Origin of the sequence: uncultured Aquabacterium sp. (assembly GCF_947366995.1) — a bacterium.
Taxonomy (GTDB): domain Bacteria; phylum Pseudomonadota; class Gammaproteobacteria; order Burkholderiales; family Burkholderiaceae_C; genus Aquabacterium.
This window is the reverse complement of the sequence record NZ_CANBCC010000031.1, coordinates 32,319-43,202: the sequence shown is the minus strand read 5'-3', so window position 1 is coordinate 43,202 and position 10,884 is coordinate 32,319. Positions and strand designations below refer to the sequence as shown.

Below are 10,884 nucleotides of genomic sequence, written 5' to 3'. Positions count from 1 at the left end.
GCGTTTCCATGGAGATCGGCTCCTTGGCGATCTTCATGATCTTGCGGATCTTGTCTTCCGGCATCTCCATCTTGGCGGCCAGCGTGGGGGCATCGGGCTCGAAGCCGAATTCCTGCAGGTGCTGGCGCGAGATGCGGTTCATCTTGTTGATCGTCTCGATCATGTGAACCGGGATGCGGATGGTGCGGGCCTGGTCCGCGATCGAGCGCGTGATGGCCTGGCGGATCCACCACGTGGCGTAGGTCGAGAACTTGTAGCCGCGACGGTATTCGAACTTGTCCACCGCCTTCATCAGGCCGATGTTGCCTTCTTGGATCAGGTCCAGGAACTGCAGGCCGCGGTTGGTGTACTTCTTCGCAATCGAGATCACCAGACGCAGGTTGGCCTCGATCATTTCCTTCTTGGCGTCGCGCGAAGCCTTTTCGCCCTCGTTCATGCGCTTGTTGATCGACTTCAGGTCGTCGATCGGCACGACGGCCTTGGCCTGCAGGTCGATCAGCTTCTGCTGCAGTTCCTGGATGGCGGGCAGCTGGCGGCTCATCACGGCGCTGTAGTTCTTGCCGGCCTGCGATTCCTTCACCGCCCAGTCAAGGTTCAGCACGTTGGGTGGGAACACCTTGATGAAGTGCTCCTGCGGCATGCCGCACTTGTCGACCACGATCTTGCGCAGTTCACGCTCGTAGCGGCGGATGTCGTCCACCTGGGCGCGCAGCACGTCGCACAGGCGTTCGATGATCTTGACCGTGAAGCGGATGGTCATCAGCTCCTGGCTGATGGCTTCCTGAGCCTTGTTGTACGGGGCCGACTTGTAGCCGTCCTTCTCGAAGGACTTGGCCATCTTCTCGAAGTTGGCGCGCAGGGAGTCGAACTTGGCCAGGGCCTGGTTCTTCATCTCCTCGAGCTTCTTGCTCAGGGCCTTCGAGCCGCCGTTGCCGTCGTCGTCGTCCTCTTCGTCGAATTCGTCGAAGTCTTCTTCGGCCACGTAGTCATCGGCCTCGTCAGCAGCCACGAAGCCATCGACCACTTCAGAAATGGTCATTTCTCCGGCGCGGATCTTGTCGGCCAGCCCGAGGATCTCGGCGATGGTGGTGGGCGAGGCCGAGATGGCCAGCATCATGGCCTGCAGGCCACCTTCGATGCGCTTGGCGATTTCGATTTCGCCTTCGCGGGTCAGCAGCTCGACGGTGCCCATTTCACGCATGTACATGCGGACTGGGTCGGTCGTGCGGCCGAATTCGGAGTCCACCGTGGACAGGGCGGCTTCGGCGGCTTCCTCGGCTTCTTCTTCGGTGGCCTGCGTCTGCGCACTGCCGGAAATCAGCAGCGTGGCGGCGTCGGGCGCCTGCTCGTAGACCGCCACGCCCATGTCGTTCAACATGGAAATGATGGCCTCAAGGATTTCGGCCTCGACCAGTTTTTCAGGCAGGTGGTCGTTGATCTCCTGGTGCGTCAGGAAACCACGGGTCTTGCCCATCTTGATGAGGGTCTTGAGCTCCTGGCGGCGCTTGGCGACTTCCTCTTCGGACAGGGCGGTCTCGTCGATGCCGAATTCGCGCATCAGCGCGCGTTCCTTGGCACGCGACACCTTCATGCGCAGCGGCTTGGCCTTGGGCTTGTCTTCGCCCACTTCCTCTGCAGCGCTTTCCGAGGCTTCGGCTTCCACCGCATCGAGTTCGCCCTCGATCTCGGCTTCGAGGTCACCCACGTCGTCCTCATCGAAGGACTTCTTGGCGTCCTTCTTGGCAGGGGCCGTGGTGGTGGCAGCCGCCTTCGGCTTGCGGCCACGCTTTTTCGGTTCAGCGGTCTCGACCGTGTCGGCGTCGGCGGCCTTCACTGCTTTCGCCTTCTTGACCTTCGGTTCGACCTGGGTGTCTTCGGCGGTGTCGGCAGGGTTGGCGGCTGGTTTCGCGGCTTTTTTCGCGGTCATGCGCTTCCTCGGAATAGAGAATCTTGGGGATCGTCGAACCCTCCATTATCGCGCAAGCGAAGAGGGTCGTCAAAATTGTTGCGGTGCGGCGTACGCGCCGGATTTCGCGGGTGCCCCATCAGGCAGAAATGGGGCGGTGCTGGCTGATTTCAAGTTTCATCGCCAGGGTGCGGCGCACCAGTTCGAGCTTGCGGGCCTCAGCGGCGTCCGACAGTTCGCCAGACTGGGTCAGCAAATCAAGTTCCTCCCTGAGCGCTACCAGCTCCAATGGCTTGATCAGGTTCAGCAGGTTGTCCACGGTGTCCTTGTTGTCCGGTACGTCCACGAATTGCGTGACGCGCCTGGCCAGCACGGCGAGGTCGGGTGGCGACGTGTCGGCTCCTGAGTCTGGCGCGCCATCCTCGCCGCCGCGCATCAGGGCCAGCAGGGCGTCGGCGGGCTGCAAACCCTGGTCGATCAGCAGGCGGTCCAGCCATCGGAAGAAGGCGCCGTAAGGGGCGGGCTGGTCGCACAGCAGGTCGTGCGTGGCGCCAGGCAGTTGCTCCCAGAACTCGCTGTGGGACACCAGCGCCCAGACGATGCGGTCCAGTGGCGTGGCGGCCTGGGGCAGCGGGCGGCGCTCGACGGGGCTGCCCTGTCGCTGCCAGCGACTGCCTCCCCCGTCTCGCCAGGGTTTTTTCCAGGGGCGCCCACCACCTTGTCGGGCGCCACCCGATGCCCAGCTTCCGTGTGCGGTGTCACCGCCGCCGGTGTGCGAGGGCTCACCCCAGTCGGGCTCGCCCATGTCGCCCGACCAACCCCCTCCAGTGTCCGGGTCGAAGGCCGGCACGTTGGCGTCCCAGGCGCCTTCGGACGTGTCTCCACCCGCGGTGCGGGGCGCGCGCGAAGCGTCGCCGCGCTGACGTTGCGCTTTGTCGGCGGCGCGCGACTGGTGCTCGGCGAGCCGGCGGCGCACCTCTTCGGGTGCAGTGCGGGCCATCTGGGCCAGGTCGTCGGCCACCAGCCCCTGCAGCGCGCCTTCCGGGAACTGCGCAATCAACGGGATGGCCTGAACCAGCAGACGGGCACGGCCCTCGGCGCTGTCCAGATCACAGTCGATGGCGGCATGCTCGAGCACCTGCCGTGACAAGGGCACGGCCTGCTTCACGCAGGCTTCAAAGGCCTCCGGGCCGTGCTCGCGGATGTAGCTGTCGGGATCGTGCTCGGCCGGCAGGAAGAGGAAGCTGATGCGGCGGGTGTCGGTGGCGTAGGGCAACGCGGCTTCGAGCGCACGGCCGGCAGCACGGCGGCCTGCGGCGTCCCCGTCGAAGCTGAACACCACGTGGTCGGTGAAGCGGAAGAGCTTCTGCGCGTGCTCGGCGGTGCAGGCCGTGCCCAGCGTGGCCACCGCGTTGCCAAAGCCCCATTGCGCCAGTGCGACCACGTCCATGTAGCCTTCCGTGACGATGGCGTAGCCCTTGTTGCGCAGCGCAGCGCGCGCCTCGAACAGGCCGTAGAGCTCGCGCCCCTTCACGAAGACCGGGGTTTCCGGCGAGTTGAGGTACTTTGGCTCGCCCTTGTCGAGCACCCGACCGCCAAAGCCGATCACCTGCCCCTGCGGGTTGCGGATCGGGAACATGATCCGGTCGCGGAAGCGGTCGTAGCGCTTGCCTTCGGTTTCGCCCGGTTGTGGCTCGGGCGTGATGACCAGGCCGGACTCCACCAGCAGCGGGTCGTCGTACTTCGGGAAGGCGCTCGCCAGACCCTGCCAGCGCTCAGGTGCATACCCCAACGCAAAGCGCGCGGCAATCTCACCGGTCAGGCCGCGGCCCTTGAGGTACTGCACCGCGCGGGGAGATTTTTTGAGTTCCTGTTTCCAGTGCTGGGCTGCGCGGGCCAGCACGTCGGTCAGGGTGGCCTGTTTTTCGCGGGCCTGGCGCTGCCGTTCCCGCTCCTCGGGGCGCACGTTCTCTTCTGGAACCGGCATGCCCTGCATCTGGGCCAGGTCCTTGACGGCGTCGACAAAGCCGAGGCCGCCGTACTCCATCAGGAAACCCAGCGCGTTGCCGTGCACCCCACAGCCGAAGCAGTGGTAGGTCTGGCGGGTGGGGCTGACGATGAAGCTGGGCGTCTTCTCGCCGTGGAAGGGGCACAGGCCCTTGAAGTTGATGCCGGCCTTCTTCAGCGTGACGTAGCGACCCACGACGTCGGCGACGTCGGTGCGGGCCAGCAGGTCCTGGATGAATGACGGTGGGATCACGGGCAGCAGCGGCGCGGCAGAAAAGCAAAGGCCCCGACGCACCTAGCGACGGGGCCGAACAAGGGGCGCAGCCTGGGCGGCTGCCGCCCAGTTTAGCGGCTCAGGGCCTCGACCGCGCGGGTGGTGATGTCATCTACCGAGCCCACACCGCTGATCTTGCGGTATTGCGGAGCGACGGTGTCGCCGGTGGCAGCCCACTGGCCGTAGTAGTCGACCAGCGGACGGGTCTGCTGGTGGTACACGTCCAGGCGCTTGCGCACGGTTTCTTCCTGGTCGTCGTCGCGCTGGATCAGGTCTTCACCGGTCACGTCATCCTTGCCGGCCACCTTGGGCGGGTTGAAGGTGACGTGGTAGGTGCGGCCGGAAGCCACGTGCACGCGGCGGCCACTCATGCGCTCGATGATGGACGAGTCGGGAACGTCGATTTCGAGCACGAAGTCGATCTTCACGCCGGCCGCCTTCATGGCTTCGGCCTGCGGGATCGTGCGGGGGAAGCCGTCGAACAGGAAACCGTTGGCGCAGTCCGGCTGGGCAATGCGCTCCTTCACGAGACCGATGATGATGTCATCGCTGACCAGGCCGCCGGCGTCCATCACCTTCTTGGCGGCGAGACCGAGTTCCGTGCCGGCCTTGACGGCCGCGCGCAGCATGTCACCCGTCGAAATCTGGGGAATGCTGTACTTCTGGCACAAAAACGCGGCCTGGGTTCCCTTACCGGCGCCGGGCGCGCCCAACAGAATCAGTCTCATGTATCTCCTCGGTATCCGTTGGAGCTGTTGGTCGTATCCCGAACAGCTGACAAGTCAGCGAGGATACCATGTGCAACCTCGCACAAAAGGCGGTTTGCCCTGCGCCAAAACGACACAGTGCCCCAGCGGGCAAAGGCCCATCCGGTCAGCTCAGCAGGGCGCGCACGCGGGCCAGATCTTCTGGCGTGTCGACCCCCGGGCCGGGGGCATCCGGCGTGATGTGCACGGCGATGCGCTCGCCATGCCACAACACGCGCAGCTGCTCGAGTGACTCGACCTGCTCCAGCGGGCTGACCGGCAGGCCGGGATAGCGCCGCAGGAAGCCCGCGCGGTAACCGTAGATGCCGATGTGGCGCAGCGGCGTGCCGGCCCCGGCTGCCGGGCTGGCCGGTGCAGGGCCATCGCGCCACCATGGAATCGGCGCGCGGGAGAAGTACAGCGCGCGCCCTGCGGCATCGAGCACCACCTTCACGACGTTGGGGTTGCCGAACTGCGCGGCGTCCGAGATGGGGTGGGCGGCTGTGCTCATGACGCACTCGCTGCGCGCGGTGAGTTCGGCGGCGCACGCATCGATCAGGGTGGGCGCGATCAATGGCTCGTCGCCCTGTACGTTGACCACCATGTCGTTGCCATCCAGCCCGAGTTGCTCGCAGGCTTCAGCCAGTCGGTCGCTGCCGGTGGGATGGCCGGCGCGCGTCAGGATCGCGGCCACGCCATGAGCCTCGCACGCGGACACGATGCGAGCGTGATCCGCGGCCACCACCACGCGGGCAGCCTGGCTGAGCGCAGCCTGCCTCGCCACGCGCACCACCATGGGCAGGCCGGCAATGTCGGCCAGCGGTTTGTCAGGCAGGCGCGTGGAAGCCAGCCGAGCCGGAATCAGCACGGTGAACCCCATGGCTCAGGCCCCTTCGGACGGGGAGGGGGGCGCCGCCGGCTGGGTGGGGGGCAGGGGCCGCAACTGGTCGTCCACCGTCACGGCCTCGTTCTCGAGCATCACGGGGATGCCATCGCGAATGGGGAAGCCCAGGCGGTCTGCGGCGCAGACCAGGTGGATGCCGGGCGCCGGGCGTTGCAGGGGGCCTTTGCAGACCGGGCAGACCAGCAGATCGATGAGTCGGGTGTCCATGGCTGTTTCAATGTGGATGCGGGGTGGCAGGCACGCGGGCCAGCGCGGCATCGAGTGCCTGCCAGAAACCGGGTTCGGGTTCGAAGTCTAGACCCGCCACCCACACCTGCGTATGGGGGCGCTCGCGCGCAACGCGTGCCGGGTCGAGTTTGACGGCGTCTTTCTCGGTCACGATCAGGCGGCCTGTGTCGGCGGGCCAGGGGAGCGTGTCGAATGAAGCGTGGTCGGGCAACGGAATGGGCGTGACGGCAAAGCCGAGCTTGCGCAGCGCATCGAAGAACCGGTCGGGCTGGGCAATGCCCGCCAGTGCAGCGACGGGTCCTTTCTGTTGCGGAAGGAGGCGCTCGCCCTCGACGCCTGCCCACCAGTTGGCGAGGGCACGTGGCGCGCCGAGCGTGCGGCGTGCCACGTGCCCGGGAAGCGGTGTGCTGGGTCGGGCCGCGTTGTAGAGCACCACGGCGGGCGCGACCAGCGCCGAGGCGGGTTGGGCATCCCAAGGCTCGCGCAACGGGCCGGCCGGCATCAGCCAGCCGTTGCCGGCGCCGCGCTCGTCGAACACCACCACCTCGATATCGCGGTGCAACTTCAGATGCTGCAGGCCGTCGTCGCACACCAGGATGTCGATCTCCGGGTGTGCTTTCAGCAGGGCCTCGCCAGCGGCCGCACGGTCGGGGCCGATCATCAGCGGTACGCCGGTACGTCGCCAGATGAGCAGGGGCTCGTCGCCGGTGAGCGAGGCGTCGAGTGTGGGCGCGGAGGCCGCATCCAGGCAGACCAACCCGCCTTCGGCTCGCTTTGCCTTGTAGCCGCGGGTCAGGACGCCGGGATGCCAGCCCGCTTGCCGCAGGTGTTGCAGCACGGCGATGGTGGTGGGGGTCTTGCCCGCACCGCCGACAATGCGGTTGCCGATCACCAGCACCGGCACCGGCAGACGCCGCGCCTGCAGCCAGCCGCAACGATAGGCCAGTCGCCGCGCCGTCACGAGCGCGAGCAGCAGCGCCGACACGGGCCACAGCAGCCGGGCGGCCAGGCCGCGGCGGGCCCAGGTGCGATGAAGGAAGTCGGCCGACAAACGAAGTCAGGGCGCGCCGCGGCTGTCCGAGGTGGACTGCGTGGCAAAGGTCAGTTGCGAGAGCCCGACGCGGCGGGCCGCATCCATGACGTTGATGACGCTCTGGTGGCTGGCCGAGGCATCGGCGTTGACGACGATGATCGTGTCCTTTGCCGTGCCGGCCGCGCCGGAAAGGGCCGCCGCCAGCACGTCCGTGCCGCGGCCTTCCACCATGCGCTGGTTCACCACGTAGCGGCCGTCGGCGGTCACCATCACCACCAACTCCTTCGGGCGAGCCTGGGTGGACTGCGCGTTCGCCACCGGAAGGTTGATCTTCAGCTCGGTGATGCGGGAATAGGTGGTCGTCAGCATCAGGAAGATGAGGACGACAAGCAGCACGTCGATGAAGGGGATCAAGTTGATCTCCGGCTCATCCTGCGGGCGGTGCTTGCGAAACTGCATGGCGAGGGCGTCCTGTCTCAGCGGCGGCCACCGGCGCCCAGGCGCAGCAGGTGCGGCACCATGGCTTCGGCTGCCTGCTCGAGCGACAGCGTGTAGGCGTCCACCCGGGCGCGGAAATGCCGGTAGAACATGAGGGCCGGGATGGCCACGATGAGCCCGAACGCCGTGTTGTAGAGCGCCACCGAGATGCCGTGCGCCAGTTCGGCCGGGTTGCCGCCGGGCGTGCCGGCCGTGGCGCCCGAGGCACCGAAGATCTCGATCATGCCGATCACCGTGCCAAGCAGGCCCAGCAGCGGCGCGGCCGATGCAATCGTGCCCAGCGCATTGAGGTTGCGTTCAAGCTGATGGACAGCGTCGCGTCCGGCGGTCTCGAATGCGCGGCGCAGCGCCGGCTCGGCAATGCGGGGCTCGGCGGCCACGGCACGCAGGCCTTGCGCAAGCAACTGCCCCATCACCGAGTTCTCGGCCAGCTTGTTGATGGTGTCGACGGGAGGCAGACTGCCCCGCGTGACGGTCATCACTTCATCGAGCAACTTGCCCGGTGCGACCCGGTCGGCGCGCAGGCTCAGGAAGCGCTCGATGATCAGCGCGAGGGCCACGATGGAGCACAGCACCAGCGGGATGATGGGCCAGCCAGCGGCTTGTAAGATGGACAGCAACAGGTTCTCCCTGGAAGTCGGGCGGGCCGTTCCTCGGGCCCGCTCAGGACAGCTTCGGATTATGGCGTCGATTTGGGCGTGCCTCGCCGACGGCGGGCGGCATCCAGGCTGGGGTTTGCCACGAGGCGACTGCACAGTCATCCACCGTTTCTGTGGATAACTTTGTGGGCAACCATGTGATTCCGAGCGACAGCCCCCGAAAATACGGCACTTTTCTTAGATTGCCTGTTTTTTGAGCGGTACGAAACCCTTTCAAATCAACAAGTTATGACGCTTTGCAATGATCTGCCCGCCGCTTTGTATGCCAGTGCCTTGATCCTGCGCGCCTGTGGACTTGTTGACCCTGCGCGCCAAGGGAGCGGGCGTTTCGGCCTTTCGGAAGGGGTGAGCTGATGCAGAGCGGTTCGGAGCGCAGCGAGCGGCCCTGGGTCCGCGTGTGGGGAGTCGGGGCGCTGGTGCAGGCCATTGGCGACGCCCTGGCTGCGCGGTTCTCTCCCTGCGTCGTGCGCGGTGAAATCAGTGGGTTCACCCGGGCTGCCAGCGGGCATGGCTATTTCACGTTGAAGGACGAGCATGGCGGCGCGAGTCTGCGTTGCGCGATGTTCCGGCGCGCGCTCTCCCAGGTGGAGTTCGGGCCGGGGGAGGGTATGCTGGTCGAGGCGCGCGGGACGCTGGCCGTCTATGAAGCCCGCGGTGAGCTGCAGCTCATCGTCGAGGCCCTGCGCCCAGCGGGCGAGGGCGCGCTGTACGAGCAGTTCCTGCGCCTGAAGGCGCGGCTCGAGGCCGAGGGGCTGTTCGAACCGACGCGCAAGCGGCCCTTGCCCGCCTTTCCGGCACGCATCGGCGTGGTGACGTCGTTGGCTGCCGCCGCCCTGCAAGACGTGCTGACGGCGCTGCAACGGCGCGCCCCACATGTGGAGGTGGTGCTCGCCCCCGCCAGCGTGCAGGGGCCGGAGGCGCCGCCACAGCTCGTCGACGCCCTGGCCTCGCTGATGGCGCTTCACCGCAAAGGCACACAGCTGGACGCCGTGGTGCTGTGTCGCGGCGGGGGCTCGCTGGAAGACCTCTGGGCCTTCAACGACGAGCGCGTCGTGCGCGCCGTTGCCGCTTGCCCGGTGCCGGTGGTCTGCGGGGTGGGGCACGAGACCGACGTGACCTTGTGCGACTTTGCTGCCGACCTGCGCGCGCCGACACCGACTGCCGCGGCGGAACTGGTGGCCCGCGACCGTGCTGCTGCCCTGGCCGCACTCGATGGGCTGGCCGCCCTGCTGCATCACCGGGTTCGCCGCCGCCTGGACGGCCAGGCCCAGCGTCTGGATCGGGCCGCGGCCCGACTTGCGCGGCCGGGTGTGACCTTGCACGAGGCGCATCGCCGGCTGGCCCTGCTCTCGCACAGGCTGGGCGCCGTCGGTGAGCGCCGCACGCAGCAAGCCCGCCAGACGCTGCCCGTCTTGGCGCATCGGCTTGCGCGGGCCATGGCCCGAGGCACCGAGCGCGCCGAACACACGCTGTCCGCCGCTGAAGGGCGACTGGAGGCGCTCAACCCCCGGCGGGTGCTCGAACGCGGCTTTGCCTGGCTCAGTGACGATGCTGGTCACCCGCTCGCGAGCGTGGCCGAAGTGGCGGTCGGCGCCGAAGTCCGCGGTGTGCTGGCCGACGGGGTGTTGCAGTTGCACGTCAATGGGGTTGAGGCGGCCCCCTCCGAGCCCGGCACGCACAAGTCCCGCCCCGTACTCGGCGAATGACCTCACGTGGCAGAACCCCTTGTCGCGTGCCTACAATCGTCGACATCTGTCCAACCCCCAACTGGAACAACACCATGGCCCACACGCTTCCCCCTCTGCCGTTCGCTCCTGATGCCCTCGCGCCGCACCTGTCGAAGGAGACGTTCGAATACCACTACGGCAAGCACCATCAGGCCTACGTCACCAACTTGAACAACCTCATCCCCGGCACCGAGTTCGAATCGATGTCGCTGGAAGAGATCGTCAAGAAGTCCAGCGGCGGCGTCTACAACAACGCCGCCCAGATCTGGAACCACACCTTCTTCTGGAACTGCATGAAGCCGAACGGCGGCGGCGCCCCGAGCGGCAAACTGGCCGAAGCCATCAACGCCAAGTTCGGCAGCCTGGACGCCTTCAAGGAGGCCTTCACCAAGTCGGCCGTGGGCAACTTCGGTTCGGGCTGGACCTGGCTGGTCAAGAAGGCCGACGGCTCTGTTGACATCGTGAACATGGGTGCTGCCGGCACGCCGCTGACCACGGGCGACACCCCGTTGCTGACCGTCGACGTGTGGGAACACGCCTACTACATCGACTACCGCAATGCCCGTCCGAAGTTTGTCGAGGTCTTCCTCAACAACCTCGTGAACTGGGAATTTGCCGAGAAGAATTTCGGCTGAGCGATTTTTGCGAATCGTGCGCATCGCGCGCAGTGAAAGCCGGGCATTGCCCGGCTTTTTTCTTGTGCGGCCCGTGAAGCGCTTGGCTCCAATGCGATGTCCGTCCGTGTTTTCCGCAGGTGGGCGTGCGAAGCCCCGGGCACGGTGGTACAGTCGCGTTGGTTTATTTACGGCCCTTCCCGTCGCCCTTGCTGGCGAGGCCTGATACCCGCAGGGTGTCGGCATTCAGCAAGGCGGGTCGCAATCCGCCAACCGGTCAAGCCGTGT

The 10,884-nt window shown here is 66.6% G+C and carries 10 protein-coding genes; 2 read left to right on the top strand and 8 right to left on the bottom strand.

Features of this window, described 5'->3' with window-relative positions; genetic code table 11:
- The 8 genes from rpoD to Q0Z44_RS10035 form a co-directional block, all read right to left on the bottom strand.
- Positions 1 to 1,927, bottom strand: a 1,927-nt coding sequence (gene rpoD, locus Q0Z44_RS10070) for an RNA polymerase sigma factor RpoD (RefSeq protein WP_298012190.1), incomplete at its 3' end; no start/stop codon positions are given.
- A 118-nt stretch (positions 1,928 to 2,045) separates the two neighbouring features.
- Positions 2,046 to 4,166, bottom strand: coding sequence for a DNA primase (gene dnaG, locus Q0Z44_RS10065; protein ID WP_298012187.1), 2,121 nt, complete (start codon positions 4,164 to 4,166; stop codon positions 2,046 to 2,048).
- Between the two features lie 92 nt (positions 4,167 to 4,258).
- Positions 4,259 to 4,915, bottom strand: a complete 657-nt coding sequence (adk, locus tag Q0Z44_RS10060) for an adenylate kinase (RefSeq protein ID WP_109036535.1) — start codon at positions 4,913 to 4,915, stop codon at positions 4,259 to 4,261.
- A 145-nt stretch (positions 4,916 to 5,060) separates the two neighbouring features.
- Positions 5,061 to 5,813 (bottom strand): 3-deoxy-manno-octulosonate cytidylyltransferase, encoded by a 753-nt coding sequence (kdsB, locus tag Q0Z44_RS10055; RefSeq protein WP_298012185.1) that lies wholly within the window; start codon positions 5,811 to 5,813, stop codon positions 5,061 to 5,063.
- 3 nt (positions 5,814 to 5,816) lie between these two features.
- A complete protein-coding gene (locus Q0Z44_RS10050) occupies positions 5,817 to 6,044 on the bottom strand; it encodes a Trm112 family protein (RefSeq protein ID WP_298012182.1) in 228 nt (75 codons plus the stop codon).
- A 7-nt stretch (positions 6,045 to 6,051) separates the two neighbouring features.
- Positions 6,052 to 7,116 carry a tetraacyldisaccharide 4'-kinase gene (gene lpxK / locus Q0Z44_RS10045; RefSeq protein ID WP_298012179.1) on the bottom strand — a complete coding sequence of 355 codons (1,065 nt, stop codon included), beginning with the start codon at positions 7,114 to 7,116 and terminating at the stop codon, positions 6,052 to 6,054.
- A 6-nt stretch (positions 7,117 to 7,122) separates the two neighbouring features.
- A complete protein-coding gene (locus Q0Z44_RS10040) occupies positions 7,123 to 7,557 on the bottom strand; it encodes a biopolymer transporter ExbD (RefSeq protein ID WP_298012177.1) in 435 nt (144 codons plus the stop codon).
- A gap of 17 nt (positions 7,558 to 7,574) precedes the next feature.
- Positions 7,575 to 8,216 carry a MotA/TolQ/ExbB proton channel family protein gene (locus Q0Z44_RS10035; RefSeq protein WP_298012174.1) on the bottom strand — a complete coding sequence of 214 codons (642 nt, stop codon included), beginning with the start codon at positions 8,214 to 8,216 and terminating at the stop codon, positions 7,575 to 7,577.
- A 392-nt stretch (positions 8,217 to 8,608) separates the two neighbouring features.
- On the opposite strand from Q0Z44_RS10035, the gene xseA reads away from it, so the two are divergent.
- Both xseA and Q0Z44_RS10025 read left to right on the top strand, forming a co-directional pair.
- Positions 8,609 to 9,961, top strand: a complete 1,353-nt coding sequence (gene xseA / locus Q0Z44_RS10030) for an exodeoxyribonuclease VII large subunit (protein WP_298012172.1) — start codon at positions 8,609 to 8,611, stop codon at positions 9,959 to 9,961.
- A gap of 74 nt (positions 9,962 to 10,035) precedes the next feature.
- On the top strand, positions 10,036 to 10,617 hold the full coding sequence (locus tag Q0Z44_RS10025; protein ID WP_298012169.1) for a Fe-Mn family superoxide dismutase: 582 nt from the start codon (positions 10,036 to 10,038) through the stop codon (positions 10,615 to 10,617).
- Positions 10,618 to 10,884: the final 267 nt, after the last annotated feature.

Excerpts from the sequence above, each read along its gene's own strand:
- kdsB (WP_298012185.1), bottom strand. The coding sequence starts at position 5,813 with ATGGGGTTCACCGTGCTGATTCCGGCTCGGCTGGCTTCCACGCGCCTG.
- Q0Z44_RS10025 (WP_298012169.1), top strand. The coding sequence starts at position 10,036 with ATGGCCCACACGCTTCCCCCTCTGCCGTTCGCTCCTGATGCCCTCGCG.
- xseA (WP_298012172.1), top strand. The coding sequence starts at position 8,609 with ATGCAGAGCGGTTCGGAGCGCAGCGAGCGGCCCTGGGTCCGCGTGTGG.
- Q0Z44_RS10050 (WP_298012182.1), bottom strand. The coding sequence starts at position 6,044 with ATGGACACCCGACTCATCGATCTGCTGGTCTGCCCGGTCTGCAAAGGC.
- Q0Z44_RS10040 (WP_298012177.1), bottom strand. The coding sequence starts at position 7,557 with ATGCAGTTTCGCAAGCACCGCCCGCAGGATGAGCCGGAGATCAACTTG.
- adk (WP_109036535.1), bottom strand. The coding sequence starts at position 4,915 with ATGAGACTGATTCTGTTGGGCGCGCCCGGCGCCGGTAAGGGAACCCAG.